This window comes from Acinetobacter endophylla (assembly GCF_053543775.1).
The window spans coordinates 15,443-33,834 of sequence record NZ_JBLVOM010000242.1 but is presented as its reverse complement, the minus strand read 5'-3'; the positions used below and the strand labels follow the sequence as shown (position 1 = coordinate 33,834).

At 42.8% G+C, this 18,392-nt stretch carries 20 protein-coding genes and 4 tRNA genes; 11 read left to right on the top strand and 13 right to left on the bottom strand.

All coding sequences use genetic code 11. The annotated features are described in order from the left end of the window. Nucleotides 1-20: 20 nt before the first annotated feature. From rutF to ACNPNW_RS11095, 7 genes are all read right to left on the bottom strand, one after another. Nucleotides 21-569 carry an NADH-dependent FMN reductase RutF gene (gene rutF / locus ACNPNW_RS11125; protein WP_423090301.1) on the bottom strand — a complete coding sequence of 183 codons (549 nt, stop codon included), beginning with the start codon at nucleotides 567-569 and terminating at the stop codon, nucleotides 21-23. Between the two features lie 112 nt (nucleotides 570-681). Further along, entirely contained in the window at nucleotides 682-1,062 is a 381-nt protein-coding gene (rutC, locus tag ACNPNW_RS11120) for a pyrimidine utilization protein C (RefSeq protein WP_448766974.1), read from the bottom strand. 33 nt (nucleotides 1,063-1,095) lie between these two features. Next, nucleotides 1,096-1,857, bottom strand: a complete 762-nt coding sequence (rutB, locus tag ACNPNW_RS11115) for a pyrimidine utilization protein B (RefSeq protein WP_423089748.1) — start codon at nucleotides 1,855-1,857, stop codon at nucleotides 1,096-1,098. Then, on the bottom strand, nucleotides 1,854-2,960 hold the full coding sequence (gene rutA, locus ACNPNW_RS11110; protein ID WP_423089749.1) for a pyrimidine utilization protein A: 1,107 nt from the start codon (nucleotides 2,958-2,960) through the stop codon (nucleotides 1,854-1,856). The genes rutB and rutA overlap by 4 nt, the downstream gene beginning before the upstream one ends. A gap of 337 nt (nucleotides 2,961-3,297) precedes the next feature. Continuing rightward, nucleotides 3,298-4,089, bottom strand: a complete 792-nt coding sequence (rutD, locus tag ACNPNW_RS11105; RefSeq protein WP_423089750.1) for a pyrimidine utilization protein D — start codon at nucleotides 4,087-4,089, stop codon at nucleotides 3,298-3,300. Between the two features lie 80 nt (nucleotides 4,090-4,169). Beyond that, complete coding sequence (locus ACNPNW_RS11100) at nucleotides 4,170-4,427, bottom strand: hypothetical protein (RefSeq protein WP_423089751.1); 258 nt, start codon at nucleotides 4,425-4,427, stop codon at nucleotides 4,170-4,172. A gap of 134 nt (nucleotides 4,428-4,561) precedes the next feature. After that, complete coding sequence (locus tag ACNPNW_RS11095; RefSeq protein ID WP_423089752.1) at nucleotides 4,562-5,743, bottom strand: S1C family serine protease; 1,182 nt, start codon at nucleotides 5,741-5,743, stop codon at nucleotides 4,562-4,564. Nucleotides 5,744-5,913: 170 nt separating this feature from the next. On the opposite strand from ACNPNW_RS11095, the gene ACNPNW_RS11090 reads away from it, so the two are divergent. The 8 genes from ACNPNW_RS11090 (at nucleotide 5,914) to ACNPNW_RS11055 (ending at nucleotide 10,015) form a co-directional block, all read left to right on the top strand. Next, on the top strand, nucleotides 5,914-6,672 hold the full coding sequence (locus tag ACNPNW_RS11090; protein WP_423089753.1) for a Nif3-like dinuclear metal center hexameric protein: 759 nt from the start codon (nucleotides 5,914-5,916) through the stop codon (nucleotides 6,670-6,672). A gap of 153 nt (nucleotides 6,673-6,825) precedes the next feature. After that, complete coding sequence (gene sodB / locus ACNPNW_RS11085) at nucleotides 6,826-7,452, top strand: superoxide dismutase SodB (RefSeq protein ID WP_004646486.1); 627 nt, start codon at nucleotides 6,826-6,828, stop codon at nucleotides 7,450-7,452. 148 nt (nucleotides 7,453-7,600) lie between these two features. After that, nucleotides 7,601-7,676, top strand: a tRNA-Asn gene (locus ACNPNW_RS11080). Nucleotides 7,677-7,681: 5 nt separating this feature from the next. Further along, nucleotides 7,682-7,757: transfer RNA gene (locus ACNPNW_RS11075), tRNA-Asn, on the top strand. Nucleotides 7,758-8,046: 289 nt separating this feature from the next. Continuing rightward, a tRNA-Asn gene (locus ACNPNW_RS11070) sits at nucleotides 8,047-8,122 on the top strand. A gap of 6 nt (nucleotides 8,123-8,128) precedes the next feature. Next, a tRNA-Asn gene (locus tag ACNPNW_RS11065) sits at nucleotides 8,129-8,204 on the top strand. Nucleotides 8,205-8,265: 61 nt separating this feature from the next. Further along, nucleotides 8,266-8,709, top strand: coding sequence for a DUF2726 domain-containing protein (locus tag ACNPNW_RS11060; RefSeq protein WP_044112771.1), 444 nt, complete (start codon nucleotides 8,266-8,268; stop codon nucleotides 8,707-8,709). A 316-nt stretch (nucleotides 8,710-9,025) separates the two neighbouring features. Beyond that, a complete protein-coding gene (locus ACNPNW_RS11055; RefSeq protein WP_423089754.1) occupies nucleotides 9,026-10,015 on the top strand; it encodes a diaminopimelate dehydrogenase in 990 nt (329 codons plus the stop codon). A 186-nt stretch (nucleotides 10,016-10,201) separates the two neighbouring features. On the opposite strand, the gene ACNPNW_RS11050 is transcribed toward ACNPNW_RS11055, so the two are convergent. The 6 genes from ACNPNW_RS11050 to glnA all read right to left on the bottom strand — a co-directional run bounded on the left by ACNPNW_RS11050 (nucleotide 10,202) and on the right by glnA (nucleotide 15,089). Further along, the gene (locus tag ACNPNW_RS11050) at nucleotides 10,202-10,465 is read right to left on the bottom strand and encodes a hypothetical protein (protein ID WP_423089755.1); all 264 of its coding nucleotides are present in this window, start codon (nucleotides 10,463-10,465) and stop codon (nucleotides 10,202-10,204) included. A gap of 131 nt (nucleotides 10,466-10,596) precedes the next feature. Further along, a complete protein-coding gene (locus ACNPNW_RS11045; protein WP_448766973.1) occupies nucleotides 10,597-11,802 on the bottom strand; it encodes an alpha/beta hydrolase family protein in 1,206 nt (401 codons plus the stop codon). Nucleotides 11,803-11,911: 109 nt separating this feature from the next. Next, complete coding sequence (gene ubiA / locus ACNPNW_RS11040) at nucleotides 11,912-12,793, bottom strand: 4-hydroxybenzoate octaprenyltransferase (protein ID WP_423089757.1); 882 nt, start codon at nucleotides 12,791-12,793, stop codon at nucleotides 11,912-11,914. A gap of 5 nt (nucleotides 12,794-12,798) precedes the next feature. Continuing rightward, nucleotides 12,799-13,305, bottom strand: coding sequence for a chorismate--pyruvate lyase family protein (locus ACNPNW_RS11035; protein ID WP_423089758.1), 507 nt, complete (start codon nucleotides 13,303-13,305; stop codon nucleotides 12,799-12,801). Between the two features lie 2 nt (nucleotides 13,306-13,307). After that, a complete protein-coding gene (locus ACNPNW_RS11030; RefSeq protein WP_423089759.1) occupies nucleotides 13,308-13,583 on the bottom strand; it encodes a hypothetical protein in 276 nt (91 codons plus the stop codon). A gap of 90 nt (nucleotides 13,584-13,673) precedes the next feature. Continuing rightward, nucleotides 13,674-15,089 (bottom strand): type I glutamate--ammonia ligase, encoded by a 1,416-nt coding sequence (gene glnA / locus ACNPNW_RS11025; RefSeq protein WP_004279641.1) that lies wholly within the window; start codon nucleotides 15,087-15,089, stop codon nucleotides 13,674-13,676. Between the two features lie 808 nt (nucleotides 15,090-15,897). Between glnA and ACNPNW_RS11020 the strand changes: the two genes are divergently transcribed. From ACNPNW_RS11020 to trpC, 3 genes are read left to right on the top strand one after another with little or no spacing between them, the layout of a single operon-like run. Continuing rightward, on the top strand, nucleotides 15,898-16,482 hold the full coding sequence (locus tag ACNPNW_RS11020) for an anthranilate synthase component II (RefSeq protein WP_423089760.1): 585 nt from the start codon (nucleotides 15,898-15,900) through the stop codon (nucleotides 16,480-16,482). Between the two features lie 9 nt (nucleotides 16,483-16,491). Then, complete coding sequence (gene trpD, locus ACNPNW_RS11015; RefSeq protein WP_253175246.1) at nucleotides 16,492-17,538, top strand: anthranilate phosphoribosyltransferase; 1,047 nt, start codon at nucleotides 16,492-16,494, stop codon at nucleotides 17,536-17,538. A 20-nt stretch (nucleotides 17,539-17,558) separates the two neighbouring features. Further along, the gene (trpC, locus tag ACNPNW_RS11010; RefSeq protein WP_423089761.1) at nucleotides 17,559-18,365 is read left to right on the top strand and encodes an indole-3-glycerol phosphate synthase TrpC; all 807 of its coding nucleotides are present in this window, start codon (nucleotides 17,559-17,561) and stop codon (nucleotides 18,363-18,365) included. Nucleotides 18,366-18,392 lie beyond the last annotated feature (27 nt).

The window sequence follows — 18,392 nt, the reverse complement described above, 5'->3', positions numbered from 1 at the left end:
TTGATTAGGACTGAATTGATTTAGCACATTTTGTGTGGCTCACAGTAAGAACGGTTAAAGTACATCAGCGCATTGCCTTGACGCTGGCACATGGCCTTCACTTCACAGAACAGCACGTCATGACTGCCTACAGATACTTGCTGCACCACCTCACAATCAAAACTGATCAAGGCATCCTCAAGTACAGGTGACTGGGTCAGCAAAGTTTTCCAGTTCCCCTGACTGAAACGCTCTGCCATGGGTGTTTTTCCACCAAACAGATTGGATAGATGCTGCTGATGTGAAGCTAGGGTATTCACGCACAGGACCTGATTATTCTTGAAAGTTTCATAAACCGAAGCTGAACGGTTCAGACAGACCAGCAAGGTTGGTGGTGTATCTGTCACACTACAGACCGCTGATGCTGTAAATCCAGCCTTTCCCGCTGTGCCATGCGTGGTAATCACGTTCACCGCAGCGCCCAGATTGGACATGCCTTGACGGAAAGTCTGCTGATCGACCTGGGTAAACACTTCAGCTGCATTTTCAGTCTTTAAAACCTTATTTGATGCATTATTCTCTGCAACCACTTCCGTGATGATTTTAGACAATTTGGCATTCATGCTTTTCTCCCCGCCCCAAGTCAGTTTTCAGTGACAGACTTAGGGCCGATATAGATGAGATTGAATCAGGTGGTTCGACTTATACATGGGCAATCGAAGCGATTTCGACCAGTGCATCCGGTTTTACCAAGCCAGTCTGTACGCAATATCGTGCCGGTTTATCTCCCGGAAAATACTCTGCATAAACGGTATTAATTGCTGCATAATCTGCCCAGTCTTTGACAAATACATGATTGAAAGTGACGTCATCCATGCTGCCACCGGCTTCTTCAATCACACGCGTGATGGTTTCCAGAATATGACGGGTCTGTGCTGCTGCATCGCCGACATGCACCACGTTATTATTTTCATCAAAGGCCAGCGTGCCTGATACATAGACAATATTGTCTGCTTTGGTTGCCGGTACAAACGGAGCTAACGGTTTTGAAGTTCCTGCTGGAATAATGACTTCTTTAGGCATACTGTTTTTTCCTTAATCCTGATCTTTAATTTCTTAAGCACTTCGAGCTAATTCGGTTTCTTTAAGTGATTCACTTTCTTTCTGAAATGTATCGACAAAATTTGCGGTATCGGACACCCAGCCAAAGAAAGTCTTGATGTTGTACAGACTGGCTTCATGAGCTTCGACTGGCCCTGCCTGATGGCAGGCATCCGCCAGCGCCACGCCAAAATATTCCAGAAAGAAACCATCACGCAGGGTTGATTCCACGCAGACATTGGTGGCAATTCCCACAAACACCAGATTGCGAATACCACGCACACGCAACATGCTGTCCAGTGCGGTATTAAAGAAACCACTATAGCGAGGTTTTTCAATGACCAAATCTTGTGGCAGTGGCTGTAACTCATCAATCAGTTCAAAGTCCCAGCCCCCTTTGGCCAGCAACTTACCGTACAATTCAGGCTGCTTGCGCATGGTCTTCAGGGCATTAGATTTATGAAAATTTGGGGAATTCACTCCACCCGCTTCCTTATATTCTGCATCCCAGCCATTTTTGAAGTAAATGACCTGAATACCGGCCGCATGCGCTGCATCGACTGCCTTTTTAATGTTTTCGACTACGGGTTTGGTCTTTGAGACATCAAAACCCGCCAGATCAAGATAGCCACCCTGTGAGGTATAGGCATTCTGCATGTCGATCACAATCAGCGCGGTCTGTTCAGGTGCCAGACAAATCGCTTCAGGCTCAGCTTTAAGCGTTTTTCCGGTACCCAGTTTTTCTGTAAAATCGGCAGTTACCACTGATTCACTCATGCGCTTTTCTCCAGAACAGGTGCTTCGCCCTCAATCACAATATGGTCACGGCATTTCATTAATGGCTGGATTTTCTGACCGAAATCTTCTACGCCCTGAACGAAATCATCAAAAGTCAGGAGTACACCTTCAGTGCCCTTGATTTCGCCAATTTCATCCAACATTCGTGCCACATTTTCATAAGAACCTACCAAGGTTCCCATATTGATATTCACTGGAGATACACTAGACGCCATTTGACGGATATTGGTATCTGCACCGGAAGTCGTGTCTTTCCCGCCCTGATTCATCAACCAGTTAATCGCTTCCATGTCGGCACCATCGTTATAATGCTGCCATTTCACTTGAGCTTCTTCGTCAGTTTCTGCCGCAATCAGCATAAATAGGACATAAGTTTGTACTTCACGGCCGGTGACATCGGTTTTTTCTTTTAAGCGGTCATTGATTTCCGCATAGGCTGTTGGGGTATTCAGTCCTTTACCAAATACGAAGTTGTAGTCAGCATATTGTGCAGAAAACTCCAGACCGGCATCCGACTGACCAGCACAGATAATTTTCATATCGGCTTGCGGTCGAGGGCTGACCCGGCAATCTTCCATTTGAAAATGTTCGCCTTTAAAGTCGGATTTTCCGGTTGCCCAAAGCTCACGCAGAATCTGTACATATTCAGACAGATATTCATAGCGCTTGCCAAAATAGTCATTGCCTGGCCACATACCCATCTGAGTATATTCAGGTGGTTGCCAGCCAGTCACCACATTTAGCCCAAAACGGCCATTGGAAATAGAATCAATGGTAGATGCCATGCGCGCTACAATTGCCGGTGGCATCACCAAAGTGGCTGCAGTTGCATAAATTTGAATTTTGCTGGTCACGGCTGCGAGACCCGCCATCAGGGTAAAAGTTTCCAGGTTATGTTCCCAGAATTCGGTCTTGCCACCAAAGCCACGCAGCTTGATCATGGAAAGTGCGAAATCGAAACCATAGTGTTCAGCACGCTGCACGATTTTTTTGTTTAACTCAAAAGTTGGCATGTACTGTGGTGCATTTTCAGAGAGTAACCAGCCGTTGTTTCCAATTGGACAGAAGACACCTATTTTCATTTTCACACCTCATTATTTTTAACCAATATTCAAAATCCTGTTGCCAATTCAGGTTTTTTATTTATGTTTAAAATATTGCAAACCGCGTGCCAATTAATTTTAGTTATTTATTTTCAAATACTTAATATTTATATTTTTGAATTTTTAGTAAAATAATAATTTTCACCCCTGAATCAATTTTGCTCATCGTGTTTCATTCAGGTGCATTAAAATCGATCATCATCGCTTTTAGGAAGAATCAAATTTTGAGTAAAAACCATAAAAATGATTCATTAGAAAAAATAAAAAGCCAGAAATAAGTTCTGGCTTGAGCAAACAAAGTGATTTGCTGAAAATATCAGGCTGATTTTAAAAATTGCAGCATGCTTTGGTTGATCTGGGCGGTTTCAGTCACCGTAGAAGCATGTGCTCCTGTTGCAAACAGGCTAAGCTGACTCTGCGACAATAATTGCTGAAGTTGTTGCGAGCGTTGATAAGGCACCAGAAAATCATCCTGATTGGCAATCAGATGCACAGGAATACCTTTGAGTGCCTGCTGATACTTTGCTTCGAGCTTGAAAGTCTGCACTGCCTGTATACGTACCAAGACATTTTGAATCGGTGGAAAGTCCAGTAGCTGCTTATTTTCTGCTTCGGTTAACTGTTCAATATGTGTAGAGATCCATTGCGGGGGGTACAGAAATAAGGCTTGTGCCCGCACATAGGCCTCGGTTCCGCTATTCAATAATAATGATGTGCGTGCCTGAAAGCATTTTTGGGTATGCACATCCAGTTCTCCCCAGGCATTCAACATGGTCAGGCTAAGTAACTTAAACGCTTTATCAGTCTGATAAGTCGCGAGCTGCATGCCAATATGCCCACCCAACGCATGTCCAATAAAATGAAACTCGCGAATATTATGGCTAATCAATAAATCCAGAATCTGTCGGGCCATATGGTCTATAGAATAAGGAGTTGGCAACAGTTCAGAATCCGAATGACAACCTTCCTGATCATAAGTCACCACATGAAAATATTGCTGCAAAGTCTCAATTTGTGGATTCCAGAAACTGGCATGTCCGCCTAGCCCAGAAGAAAGCACTACATAAGACGCATCGGCCCGTGCTGTGGGATGAATAGATAAAGACATAGACTTCTCATAGTTTAAATATGAGATGAATGCAGCAAAATATATGCCTGAATAAGATTATTTTTGAACAATTTTTAAAATTAGAGCCAGTAGACATTAAAGCTATAATAAAATTCCTGCACTTCAAAGCGTACGTTATAGCCCAGATCTGTTAACTCAGCAGATAAGGCACGGATATCTTCCAAAGGCAGATGTTTAGGAAAAACTGTCAGTACCGCTGTATTGCCTTGCCGGGCATTATCTTCAATCAGTTGCGCCAGACGTGGCTTGTACATTTCAATATCCAGATTGACAACATTGGATAAAATTTTGGCCTGATCTGCCGTCATAAAAGTCATTTTTATTTTCTCTTTTCATGTTATTTCATTAAGCTAAATGATTTATAAAGCGCTTAATATTTCACTTTTGTATCAGAGCATGCTGAAAGAAAGCATAAAAAAATCCCTCATGATGAGGGATTTTTTGATCAAACTTATTGGCCTGGTAGAGGGATATATTGTGAAGCACTGTCTTGCGCTTTACGTTCAGTCACTACAACTTCTAGGGTCATGGTTTTCCCTGCCCGCTCAATTTCAATCTGAATGGTACTGTTTGGCTTTTGCAAGGCCACAAAATTAATCAGATGTGAGGCAGAACTAATCTCTTCCTCATTTACTTTCATAATCTTATCGCCACGCTGGATTCCAGCCTTGGCAGCAGGTCCATCCGGTAGCACTTCTGCGACCGTCACACCTTTTTCTTTGGGTTGCAGGACATCATCACGCTCTGCAGGTAATAAGCTGATACCTAACCAGCCACGAACCACACGGCCATCTTTCAAAATGGCATTCATCACCTGCTGACAAATTTTGGCCGGAATGGCAAAACCAATCCCCAGCGAACCACCAGACTGCGAGAAAATTGCGGTATTGACGCCAATTAAATTACCGGCGACATCAATCAGTGCACCGCCCGAGTTACCTGGATTAATCGCAGCATCGGTCTGCACAAAGTCTTCATAGGTATTAATGCCCAAGTCTGAACGGCCCGTTGCCGAGATAATCCCCTGCGTCACGGTTTGCCCAACACCAAAAGGATTACCAATGGCCAGAACCACATCACCGACTTCATTACCACTGAGTTTAAATGGCAAAACTGGCAATTGCGTCAGTTCAATCTTGATCACGGCCAGATCGGTATCCGGATCAGTTCCGACCACCTTAGCTTCGGCACGACGGCCATCCTGCAAAGCCACCACAATCTGATCGGCCTGTGCAATCACGTGGTTATTGGTCAGGATATAACCGTCTGGACGTACAATTACACCTGAACCTAAACTGTTTTCATTCGGGCTTTGTCCATACTGGTCAGGCAACTGATCGCCAAAGAATTCACGAAATACCGGATCGGTCAGTAAAGGATGCGCCTGTTGCTTGACTTTTTGGGTAGTAAAAATATTCACGACAGCCGGGGCTGCCACTTTTACAGCAGCACTGTAGGAGACCACGCCTCCTGAGCGCGACGTATCAATCAACGGCTCTACTTTTTCAGCAGGCATTTTGACGCCATCTGGCGCAACTGGTGCCTTTGGTTTTTGTAGTTGTTGCCACCCCAAAAAACCGATAATGACTAAAATCAGTAACACCCAGGGTAACCATGTAAAGGTGCGGCGCACGTTGCTATCCTCTAAAATATTTTAATTCGTTGATGACTAAGTAATTTGTGTCCTATTGTAATGCTAAATACATAACTAAACACAAAAAATTCCACAGAGATTTGTGCAGCTTTAGTTACAATTAGACCTATAGATAAATATGGGCAAGTTTTTAAACTTACAGGAATTTTATGGCGAATTTGAACGATATTATTCAATGGTGTGACCAGACTTTGGCATCACGTGAATTTAAGGACTATGCACCGAATGGCTTGCAGATTGAAGGCAAATCCGAAGTGAATAAAATCCTCTGTGCCGTGACCGCCTCCCAGAGTGCAATTGAAGCTGCAATTGAGCAAGGCGCTGATCTATTGCTGGTTCATCATGGCTATTTCTGGAAAGGAGAAGCCTATCCGATTACGGGAATGCGTGGTAAGCGCATTAAAACCCTGATTCAACATGATATCTCACTGGTTGGCTATCATCTGCCTTTAGACAGTCATCCAACACTGGGAAATAATGCCGCCATTGCGGATTTATTAGAACTCGAAAATATCGAACAGCTTGATCCGAGTGAGAAACGTCCAATTGGCAATATTGGCTATTTAAAACAGCCAATGAGTCCGGAAGATTTTAAAAATTATGTTTCAGAAAAGCTGGGCTTTGATGCGATTTATCTTCCTGCTGAAAAAACTCAAATCCATAAAGTCGGTTTCTGTACCGGTGGTGCGCAGGATTATATTCAAAAAGCGGCACTACAAGATTGTGATGCCTATATTTCAGGTGAAGTGAGCGAACGCACCTTTTATGAAGCTCAGGAACTGAATGTCCATTATTATGCCTGTGGCCATCATGCGACTGAAAAATACGGTGTGCAACGCCTGGCCAAGGCTATTTCAGAACAGTTTAATATTGAGTATGATTATTTCGAATTAAACAATCCGATTTAATTCGACTGACGGTTATGATCAGTGGCTTTATTCATATATTTTCAGGCTTTATTCTGTATTGTTATTTATACACGATGCCCATTTCTGCCCGATTATCTATTACAATAAAGCCACTTATTGTTAAAACCCAGCAAAATGCAAGGAATTGAAAACATGACAACCATTACTTTACCAGCATTACCTTACGGCTACGAAGATCTTGCTCCACACATCAGCAAAGAAACTTTAGAATACCATCACGACAAACACCACAATACGTATGTGGTTAACCTGAATAACCTGATCGCTGGTACTGAGCTTGAAGGCAAAACTCTAGAAGAAATTATTACAGCAACTGCTGGTGATGCTTCTAAAGCAGGTGTTTTCAATAACGCGGCTCAAGTTTGGAACCACACGTTCTACTGGAACTGTATGGCTAAAAACGGTGGCGGTAAAGCAACTGGTACTTTGGCTGCAAAAATTGACGAAGCTTTCGGTTCTTATGAAAAATTTGCTGAAGAATTTGCTGCTGCTGCAACCACTCAATTCGGTTCAGGTTGGGCTTGGTTAGTGGCTGACGAAGTAAACGGCCAGCTTTCAATCATGAAAACTTCAAATGCTGATACGCCAATGGCACACGGTAAAATTGCAGTGTTGACGATTGACGTTTGGGAACATGCTTACTACATCGATTTCCGTAATGCTCGTCCTAAGTACATCTCTACTTTCCTAGAAAGCCTAGTAAACTGGGATTATGCAAATGCGAAATATGCAGGTCAGCCTGCAGGTGTTGAGAAATAATTTTTTATTTCTTTGCTAAAAAAATCACCCATTTTGGGTGATTTTTTTATTTTTAGGCATTAAATGAATATTAATAAAGCAAACAATTCATTTCTTTACATTAATTGATTGACGACCTGGTTATTCATCCCTAAAATGCCGATCAGATTCTCCAATAGCTCAGTCGGTAGAGCGACGGACTGTTAATCCGCAGGTCCCTGGTTCGAGCCCAGGTTGGAGAGCCATCTATTCTTCCATAGCTCAGTCGGTAGAGCGACGGACTGTTAATCCGCAGGTCCCTGGTTCGAGCCCAGGTGGAAGAGCCAAGATTCTAAAAAACCCACTCATTGCGAAGTGGGTTTTTTATACCTGTATTTTTTTAAATTGAGATCATATTGATTTATATGCGCGATCAACCGCTCATTTCTTATGCTCCAGATCACTTATAAAATTAAGGCTGATCGCGATTTTGTTATTAGAACCGGTTTACATAAACATAACAGTTTGAACTACAAACCTTTTCGACTATTTTTAAAACACTTGATTCAATTTCTGCAGCTTTTTTCTAAAAGTGCCTTGACCCCTTTTTAAATCTCTCTATAATCGCTGTCAGATTCTCCAATAGCTCAGTCGGTAGAGCGACGGACTGTTAATCCGCAGGTCCCTGGTTCGAGCCCAGGTTGGAGAGCCAATCTATTCTCCCATAGCTCAGTCGGTAGAGCGACGGACTGTTAATCCGCAGGTCCCTGGTTCGAGCCCAGGTGGGAGAGCCAAGATTCTGAAGAAACCCACTCATTGCAAAGTGGGTTTTTTTATTCTTACCTTTTGTGATCTGTGTTTAATTTGAGTCAGTTTATATTTTTTGTGATTGGCTGCCTGGCAACTTTTGCATTAGTTTGCCTTCTCTTCCCGCATCTCTTCACCCGTCAAAAGAAATTCTATCCGAAGCGCGTCATTACTGCTTTTGAAAGCAGGATGTTTACACGTCTGAAAGATGCCTTTCCCCATCATCACATTCTGGCACAAGTCGCGTTTAGCGCTTTGATCACGCACGATCAGATGAAAATGCGCAATCAATTTAATCGTAAAGTCACAGACTTCGTCGTACTTGATCGTGAATATAATGTAGTAGCAATTGTCGAACTCGATGATCCCAGTCATATTGGCAAAGAGCAGGAAGATGCTGAACGTGATGCGATGCTGATTGCAGCAGGCTATACCGTGATTCGATACACCCAGATTCCAACTATCAGACAACTGCAAAGGGATTTAAGATAAGTTAAGCTGCAATTGCGGTACTTTCCGGTGTAGCTTAAGTTGGATTGATCAAAGCCTCCTGCTCCGCTTTTAATTTCTCGGCAGCTTTTAGTGCTTCAAAATTAGCCAACCCTCGTCCAATTTAGCGTCTCATCACAAGCATTCTCAGTTAAACCTGCCTTTCTGTAGGATTAGGGTGATAAAGTTTAAGTTATCGCTCTATAATCCTTTCGAAAACAAAATATAAGTCAGATGACCTGATTGGCCTGTTTTATTTCTGGCCATCATCACCTTACTTATTTTTGGCGTTGTTTTTTTATTCAGTGATCGTTTATTTATGCAAAATTCTATTCGTATTGGTATCGCGGGTTACGGTAATCTTGGCCGTGGTGTTGAAACTGCTATCCAAAAAAATTCTGATATGCAACTTGTCGGTATTTTTACTCGCCGCTCACCAAGCAGCGTCTCTCCTTGCTTTGCAGAAACTCAAGTGTATAGCATGGATGCACTATTAAATGATTTTAGCGATAAAATTGATGTGCTGATTCTTTGTGGCGGCTCTAAAGATGACTTGCCACAACAGGCGCCAATCTTTGCAAGTAAATTCAATACTGTAGATAGTTTTGATACGCATGCACGTATTCCGGAATACTATGCTGCAGTCGATGCACCTGCCCTTGCTAACAAAAAAACAGCCATGATTTCTATTGGCTGGGATCCTGGCATGTTCTCGATTAACCGTTTATTTGGTGAAGCGCTATTACCAGATGGCGAAACTTATACCTTTTGGGGTAAAGGCTTAAGCCAAGGCCATTCAGATGCGATCCGCCGTGTACGAGGGGTGAAAGCTGGTGTTCAATACACCATTCCATCTCCTGACGCGATTGAACAAGTCCGCAGTGGCGCACGACCTGAGTTAAGCACCAAAGATAAACATCATCGTGACTGTTATGTGGTCTTGGAACAAGGAGCTGATGCAGCAACAGTTGAACAAACCATTATCAGCATGCCTGATTATTTTGCGGATTATAATACGACCGTGAATTTTATCAGTGAGGAAACTTTACTGAAAGATCACCAGGATATGCCACATGGCGGTTTTGTCATTCGTAGTGGTAATACCAGTGATGCACAAAAACAGGTGATTGAGTTTTCTTTAAAGCTGAATAGCAACCCGGAGTTTACTGCAAGTGTTCTAGTGGCTTATGCCCGTGCCTGCTACCGTCTGAATCAAACCCAGCAATATGGTGCTAAAACAGCCCTAGATGTAGCACCTGCCCTGCTTTCAATTAAATCTCCTGAGCAATTACGCAAAGAATTGCTTTAAGAGGATTTAAATATAGCCACCGATCGTATGATTGGTGGCTATATTTTTCTGTTGAAAAGCGCAAATTACTTCATCAAGAAATATCGAATACCTACAATCGAGTGAGATAGTTTTCGACAAACGATGCAACTATCTACTACACCAATATTCGCAGCATTAGACAAGTGCAAAGGGATTCTAGATAGATTAAGGTGCTGTTGCACTACTTTCAGACGCAGCTTGAGTTGAATCTGCCTTAACATCCTGCTCTGCTTTGAGCTTTTCCGCAGCTTCTCGTGCTTCAATACGTGCAATCATCTCTGCTTGCTGCTGCTTGTATTTTTCCTGATTTTTAGCATCACTATTCACTGCAAGAAATGCCATACTAATTAAAAATACCGGAATACAAAGTGCAAGCGTACCGAAGATCAAAAGTTTTTTGACACTGCGGGGCTGTGGCTGCTCGGACATAACAAACCTGCTTTAATTTTGTCATTTAATTACACTGCCCAATATAACAAAATAAAGTCATAGCTCAAGGCCGAACAGTATTTAAATCCACGCCGACCTCAAACCAACATGGATTTATCACTCTTATTTAATTATGACACTGGCGTATTCATAACGGCTTCTACCGTATTGAGCAGTGCGGGAATATTTTCAGTGACCACTGTAGCGTGCGTGGCATTCAGTACCGGAATTAACTTAACATCAGTTCCATCCGCAAACATATCGTCATATAAGATCTGGGTAATGGTATAAGGTACTGTGGTATCTGCTGTACCTTGAAAAATATAAACTGGACGGTCTAGTCGGGTTTGTGCAGGCTGATTATCCATTAGATAATCCATAATATCAGGGTCGCTCAGGAAGTTTTCCCGTAATGCCTGATATTGCGAGAAATTCACACCACTTTGTAATGTCGTTTGAATATCTGCACCAAAACGCTGTGCAAGCTCAGGCGAACATAAACTTTCAGCCTGTCTAGCCAGATCTACCTTGGCATTAACAAAGGCCTGATTGTAATTAAAGTTGGTTTTTTCCGCCTTAATTCCTGAACTGACAATGGCGGCATACGTATACAAAGTCGCCGCAATTGGAACTGCTTGAGCTACATTACCATCAGCAGCCAGACCTTGAGCAAATAAAAGCCCTTCTTCCAAGGTATCATTAAGATAAGAAGCTGGGGCAATCGCAACTGCACCACGATAAGTATTATTTGGTAAAGCCTTATAAAACTCTGCAGCTGCTAAAGCTGCATGTCCGCCCTGTGACCACCCAATCACCCCCCAATCTTTGGCCAGTAGTCCACCATACTGTTTTTGAGCTTCACTAATCGCTGATAATATTGAATTGGCAGCACTTTCCAGATGCAGATAAGGATGTGGCTCATTATCATTACCCAGACCCTCATAATCTGGGGCAATCACCGCATAACCTCGTTGTACCAGCCCAATAACCAACGCCTTTTCAGGCCCATCCAGGGCAAGGCGTGAAGGTGCACACTTATCTGCTCCACCTGTAGTACCATGAGCCCAAACCACAATCGGCCAACCACCTGTAGGTGGAGTACCTTTGGGGGTAAATACCAGTGTAGTTGCACGAATCTCTCGATTCTGTACACCTTCCATTCGATAAGTAAAGATATCATGACGCCCAACAACCTCTTTAACCTGCTCATCAACTGTATAAGTTCGAACAGGATTAAATCCTACAAAATTATCGTTATCATCATCGCCACACGCAGATAAAAACAGTACTGAAGAACACAGTACGCCCAACATTAATTTCTTATAACCATTCTGCATAATTCTATCCTTTTATTGTTATTCCCTATCTCTTTTTATCGAGATCACTCAAAATTAAGCATAAAAAAAGCATCCTTATAGGACGCTTTTGTTATTAGCCGATAGACGGTTAGTACCAAAGAGCCAGAAAAATTCCAGCAAAGATTATCAATCCAATCCAGCGGTTATGACGGAATGCCCAGAAACAAAGCTGTGGATCTTTATCCCGTGTTTTTAACCATTGGTAAATAAAATCAAGAACGACAACAATTAATGCAGCCAGGCCAAATGGAAACAATAAATTTTCTAGCCAAAGTGCTGCAGCAATCAAAATAATACTGCTGGCCTGCAAAGCGCTAATGATCTGAATATCATGTCGACCAAATAAGATCGCGGTTGATTTTACTCCAATCTTTAAATCGTATTCACGATCTGCAATTGCATATTGAGTATCATAGGCTACGGTCCAGGTCAGATTACCGAAATATAAAAGCCAGCAGGTTAAATCCGGCGTTTGCCCAACTGCGGTATAGGCCATCGGGATCGACCAGGAAAATGCCGCCCCCAGAAAGACTTGAGGCAAATGGGTATAGCGCTTCATAAAAGGATAAATAAACGCTAAAAATAAAGCCCCAAATGACCAGTAAAAAGTTTCGATCGGCAGGAAAAATAACAAGCAGGCACTGGCAGCCACCAAAACTAGAAATACCATCACGGCTTCTTTGGCACTGATAATCCCGGTCGCTAGCGGACGGTTTTTGGTACGCTCCACATGTGCATCGACTTTACGGTCAGCAAAATCATTAATGGCACAACCTGCTGCCCGCATAAAAATCACACCCAAAATCATGGGAATCAAAATTTCAATGCGTGGCATCCCCTGAGCGGCAATCCACAGCGCCCACATGGTGGGCCAAAAGACCAGTTCAGTGCCAATCGGTTTATCAAAACGACAAAGATAACAATAGGCGCTAAGACGCTCACGCCAGGTGATTGCTTGTGCGGTTGCCATAAAAATCAAGCCCGTGAATTTTGTATAAAGTGTTCAAATGCCGGTAAAAATGTTTCTTGTACGATAAATTTACAGCCGTGCCAAGTATAGCAGCTCTGACGGGTCCAGCCCTCATCTAAAAGTACCACCCGACGCTGGCACACTGGATTGGTGCGCTGAAACAAAAACCAGCCGATCGGTTTGGTGCCAATATGCTGAAAAATTCGGGCTTTTTTTTGCAGGCTTAAAATCGGAAAGATGCTTTTGGCTTTCACCCAAGGAGATTGTTCCGAACCGTAGAGATAACTTTCACGTACCCAGGAAGTATGCTGAGGTGACATCTGCATCCACTTGGCATTGGCAAAGCTTAAACGCTGAAAATGCTCTTGAATTAGCTCGACATGGAATTGTCCCTGCGCCATATCGGTCAGTTGCTGCGTAAGCGAGCCTGAGGCATACAGCCACGGTTTTAACTCAGCAGGCAGAGTTGACAGCGGCATACGCTGATTTTGATTTCTAGAACGACTATTCATTGTTAACAGTTATCTGTTTTTGCAATGATTTCATATTTGCCTTGTGGGGTTTTAATTAAAATAAAACCTTCAGTACTCAAATAAAATGATTCTGGATAAGCATAATCCAGCGCCATTTCAGGATTTTTCAGCGCCACAAATTGAGCCTGCTTATAACCCTCAGGAGTCCGCCCCACCTCAAGATAAGTCACTTCAGAGAAGTTCAGTTTAAAACCTTTGTCATGATCTTTTGGATCGATCCATGGATAAAAGCTGGTGTGCTTTTTACGTTGTGCCATTTAAGCCCATCAATCATTTAAAATTATAAATAGATGATACAAAAAAACCCGCGACATGCGCGGGTTTTCTTCGCTTTAATTCGTGATGAATTACAAGCTGTAGTACATATCAAATTCAACTGGGTGAGTAGTCGTGTTCAGACGACGAACTTCTTCAGTTTTAAGCTCGATGTAGGCATCAAGCATTTCTTTCGTGAACACGCCACCTTTTAACAGGTAATCATGATCCGCTTGAAGTGCTTCAAGCGCCATATCCAGGCTATGCGCCACTGTAGGGATTTTCGCTTCTTCTTCCGGTGGAAGATCGTACAAGTTCTTGTCAGCAGCTTCACCCGGGTGGATCTTGTTTTGGATACCGTCAAGACCAGCCATCAACAATGCCGCGAAACCTAGGTACGGGTTCATCATTGGATCTGGGAAACGTGCTTCAATACGCTTGCCTTTCGGGCTAGACACGTAAGGAATACGGATAGATGCAGAACGGTTACGCGCTGAGTAAGCAAGCATAATCGGTGCTTCGAAATGTGGAACCAAACGCTTGTACGAGTTTGTAGAAGGGTTAGTAATCGCATTTAAAGAACGAGCATGTTTAATTACACCACCGATGAAGTACAACGCCATTTCTGAAAGGCCTGCATATTCATCACCTGCAAACAGGTTTTTGCCGTCTTTAGAGATCGACATATGCACGTGCATACCAGAACCATTATCGCCAACCATTGGTTTAGGCATAAAGGTTGCTGTTTTTGCATATTGATGCGCAACGTTCCAAACCGCATATTTGAACTGTTGAACTTCGTCTGCTTTACGCACCATAGTGTTGAAGCTCACACCAATTTCTAACTGGCAAGAAGCAACTTCGTGGTGATGTACTTCTACACGACCTGGACCCATGATGTCTTCGATACGCGCACACATGTCTGCACGCATGTCATGTGAAGAATCTACAGGAGGAACTGGGAAGTAACCGCCTTTTACGCGTGGACGGTGACCAGAGTTACCGCCTTCGTAGTCTTTGTTGGTAGACCAGGCAGCTTCTTCAGCGATCAATGTATGGCGCGCGCCAGACATGTCGATTTCCCATTTTACTTCGTCAAATACGAAGAATTCTGGTTCTGGGCCAAAAAATGCAGTGTCACCGATACCGGTAGATTTCAAATATTCTTCTGCACGGCGCGCAATCGAACGTGGGTCACGATCATAACCTTGACCAGTTGATGGCTCGATTACGTCACAAGTTACAACAACTGTTGGCTCTGCAAAGAACGGGTCGATAAAACCTGTTGCCGCATCCGGACGTAAAATCATGTCCGATGCTTCGATGCCTTTCCAACCTGCAATTGAAGAACCGTCAAACATTTTGCCGTCTTCAAATGTATCTTCATCAATACTGTCTGCTGGGTAAGTGACGTGTTGCTCTTTACCCTTGGTATCAGTAAAGCGAAAATCGACCCATTTTGCGCCACTTTCTTGTATGAGTTGAAGGACCTTGTTCGCCATGCTCATTTTGCTCCGATGTTTTTGTTGCACCCGTGAAGTGCGTGTTAGCAGTTGATAGTTATTAAGCAATTACCGTACCAACTTTTAAAAGTATAGATAAAATCTTGAAATCTTTATAAGAAATCATGAAGTGACAAAAATACTTTGCGGCTATTATACTAGCTGCAAAACTAAATGCACTATATTCAAGCATTCTTCATTTATTTTATTTCAGCTTTATTTTTTAGCGCACCTAAATAGTGCATGCGTCTATAGAAATGTATGAGAAACATAGCTTTTTATAGCAAATATGCTGCTTTTTCTTACTTTTGTTAAGTTTTTACTTGTTTTTAGCTAAAAATTGAGCGTTTTTTAGTAGATATCAGTAAAGAAAATTTTGCGATTCATTTGGGATTGTATGCCTATTATGAGGCATTTTCTTTAAATCTACTTTCAATAGAAAAGTTTATATAAAGCTTAATTATTCAAGTGATGTTTTTTTCATCAAGCATTTTACCTCTCTTTGACCTTAATTTTTTCATTTTTAAGTTTTACTCTAAAAAATAGCCTTTTAAATCTTTCTATGAGTAAGCCTATTACTTTAAATCATTATAAAATTTTATTTAATTTTCTACAGGTTTTTAAAGCCAATAAATTGAGCGAAATTGTTGCGCCGAATGGGGCTATTTTTTGCTATGATGAAGCGTGCTTTATTTTCACACAATGAAATCAATGATTTAGTTGTGTCAGGCAAGTGCTTGCAACACGTATAAATAAAGTACGATCTGGACAACATTAGCACAGTTAAGTGCATTAATTTCAATAGGTTAAGCTCATGCTTTTAATGATCGACAACTATGACTCCTTTACTTATAACATCGTCCAATATTTTGGCGAACTGAATCAAGAAGTAAAAGTAGTCCGTAATGATGCCGTGACATTGGAAGATATAGAGCGATGGCAACCTAAGTATTTAGTGATTGGCCCCGGCCCGTGCTCGCCAAGTGAGGCAGGAATTTCTATTCCTACCATTCAGCATTTTGCTGGCAAAATTCCTTTACTGGGCGTTTGTCTTGGTCATCAAAGTATTGGTCAGGCATTTGGCGGTGATATCGTGCGTGCCAAACGTGTCATGCATGGCCGTCTGTCTGATATGTACCACAGTGATACCGGGATTTTCAGCAATCTTCCTTCTCCATTTCCTGCAACGCGCTATCATTCACTGGTGATTGATCAAGCCACCTTGCCCGAATGTCTGGAAGTGACCTGCTGGACCAATGAAGCTGACGGCTCTATGGAAGAAATTATGGGTGTGAAACATAAGACATTGCCGGTCGAAGGCGTGCAGTTCCATCCCGAATCGATTCTGAGCCAGCATGGTCATCAAATCTTTAAAAACTTTCTCGAAATTTATGCCTAAGAACACCTTATGAATATTCAACAAGCTTTAAGCAATATTACTAAAAACATTCACCTGACTCAGGATCAAATGCAAGACGTGATGCGTGCCATCATGTCAGGTGAAGCGACCGATGCCCAGATTGGTGCCCTGCTGATGGGCCTACGTCTTAAAGGCGAAAGCATTGATGAGATTACCGCAGCTGCACGTGTCATGCGTGAACTTGCCACTAAAATTGATGTCAGTGACATTCCTTATCTGGTCGATATCGTCGGCACAGGCGGTGACGGTCAAAACCTGTTTAACGTTTCTACTGCCTCTGCATTCGTGATCGCAGCAGCCGGTGCAACTATAGCCAAACATGGTAACCGCGGCGTTTCGACCAAATCAGGTTCGTCAGATTTGCTGGAACAGGCCGGGATTAATCTGGACCTGAATATGCAGCAGACTGAACGCTGTATCCGTGATGTCGGTGTCGGCTTCCTGTTTGCACCGAATCATCATCAAGCCATGAAATATGCAATCGGCCCACGTAAAGAATTGGGGATTCGCAGTATTTTCAACCTGCTCGGTCCTTTAACCAATCCGGCTGGCGTACAACGTCTGGTCATTGGCGTATTTTCCAATGAACTCTGCCGTCCAATTGCCGAAGTTATGAAACAGCTCGGTGCTGAACATGTGATGGTAGTACATTCACGTGATGGTCTGGATGAAATCAGTATAGCCTCTTCAACTCATGTTGCTGAACTGAAAAATGGCGAAGTCACCGAATGGGACATTATTCCTGAATCGGTCGATATTGAGTCGCAAACTCTGACCGGACTGATTGTGGAAGATTCTGCGCAAAGTCTGGCTTTGATCAAAGATGCGCTCGGCAAGAAAAAATCAGACATCGGTGATAAAGCAGCGAACATGATCGCGCTGAATGCCGGCGCAGGTATTTATGTCTCCGGTTTAACCAGCAGCTATAAGCAAGGTGTTGCGCTGGCACATGACATTATTTACGGCGGTCAGGCACTTGAAAAAATGAGTGTGCTGTCTGAATTTACCAAAACCATTAAACATTACGAAGCTTAATTCGGTCAGGGATTTTGATCATGGTAGATATCGCAAATACAATTTTAGGCAAGATTGTTGACCGTAAAAAAGAAGAATTTGCCCTACGTTTAAAGCAGAAAAGCTATAAAGATCTCGAGGAGCTGGCTCAGGGTGCATCACCTGTACGTGGTTTTGCCCAGTCTTTAATGTCGAAACGTCCGGGTGTCATTGCTGAAATTAAGAAAGCGTCACCATCTAAGGGCATTATTCGCGAGAATTTTAACCCTGCAGAAATTGCGGCACAGTATCAGGATGCAGGCGCAGCCTGTTTATCGGTGCTGACCGATGTAGACTTTTTCCAGGGTCATGATGACAACATTCAGATTGCCCGTTCACATTGCGACCTGCCTGCACTGCGCAAAGACTTTCTGATCGACCCTTATGGGGTCATCGAAGCACGCGCCTTGCATGCAGACTGTATCTTGCTGATTGTGGCTTGCCTGTCTGACCAGCAGTTAGAAGAAATGTCCAAAACTGCATTTGAACATCATCTGGATGTACTGGTTGAAGTTCACGATGAAGAAGAACTATCACGTGCTTTAAATCTTTCTGATCGTTGTCTGCTTGGCGTGAATAACCGTAATTTAAAAACCTTTGATGTTGATTTAAACATATCGATTCGTTTGAAAAAATTACTGGATCCTTCACGCTTGCTAGTCACTGAAAGTGGCATTGCCACACCTGCCGATGTCGCCATGATGCAGGAAAATGATATTCACGCCTTCTTGGTCGGCGAAAGCTTCATGAAACAGCCACGTCCGGATCATGCTTTCCGTGATCTGTTTGGTGAGCCTGAAGCGGTTTAAAATGTAAATACTCACCTAAGCATTAAA

Excerpts from the sequence above, each read along its gene's own strand:
- rutC (WP_448766974.1), bottom strand. The coding sequence starts at position 1,062 with ATGCCTAAAGAAGTCATTATTCCAGCAGGAACTTCAAAACCGTTAGCT.
- rutB (WP_423089748.1), bottom strand. The coding sequence starts at position 1,857 with ATGAGTGAATCAGTGGTAACTGCCGATTTTACAGAAAAACTGGGTACC.
- rutA (WP_423089749.1), bottom strand. The coding sequence starts at position 2,960 with ATGAAAATAGGTGTCTTCTGTCCAATTGGAAACAACGGCTGGTTACTC.
- rutD (WP_423089750.1), bottom strand. The coding sequence starts at position 4,089 with ATGTCTTTATCTATTCATCCCACAGCACGGGCCGATGCGTCTTATGTA.
- ACNPNW_RS11100 (WP_423089751.1), bottom strand. The coding sequence starts at position 4,427 with ATGACTTTTATGACGGCAGATCAGGCCAAAATTTTATCCAATGTTGTC.
- ACNPNW_RS11090 (WP_423089753.1), top strand. The coding sequence starts at position 5,914 with ATGGCGAATTTGAACGATATTATTCAATGGTGTGACCAGACTTTGGCA.
- sodB (WP_004646486.1), top strand. The coding sequence starts at position 6,826 with ATGACAACCATTACTTTACCAGCATTACCTTACGGCTACGAAGATCTT.
- ACNPNW_RS11055 (WP_423089754.1), top strand. The coding sequence starts at position 9,026 with ATGCAAAATTCTATTCGTATTGGTATCGCGGGTTACGGTAATCTTGGC.
- ACNPNW_RS11050 (WP_423089755.1), bottom strand. The coding sequence starts at position 10,465 with ATGTCCGAGCAGCCACAGCCCCGCAGTGTCAAAAAACTTTTGATCTTC.
- ACNPNW_RS11045 (WP_448766973.1), bottom strand. The coding sequence starts at position 11,802 with ATGCAGAATGGTTATAAGAAATTAATGTTGGGCGTACTGTGTTCTTCA.
- ubiA (WP_423089757.1), bottom strand. The coding sequence starts at position 12,793 with ATGGCAACCGCACAAGCAATCACCTGGCGTGAGCGTCTTAGCGCCTAT.
- ACNPNW_RS11035 (WP_423089758.1), bottom strand. The coding sequence starts at position 13,305 with ATGAATAGTCGTTCTAGAAATCAAAATCAGCGTATGCCGCTGTCAACT.
- ACNPNW_RS11030 (WP_423089759.1), bottom strand. The coding sequence starts at position 13,583 with ATGGCACAACGTAAAAAGCACACCAGCTTTTATCCATGGATCGATCCA.
- glnA (WP_004279641.1), bottom strand. The coding sequence starts at position 15,089 with ATGAGCATGGCGAACAAGGTCCTTCAACTCATACAAGAAAGTGGCGCA.
- ACNPNW_RS11020 (WP_423089760.1), top strand. The coding sequence starts at position 15,898 with ATGCTTTTAATGATCGACAACTATGACTCCTTTACTTATAACATCGTC.
- trpD (WP_253175246.1), top strand. The coding sequence starts at position 16,492 with ATGAATATTCAACAAGCTTTAAGCAATATTACTAAAAACATTCACCTG.
- trpC (WP_423089761.1), top strand. The coding sequence starts at position 17,559 with ATGGTAGATATCGCAAATACAATTTTAGGCAAGATTGTTGACCGTAAA.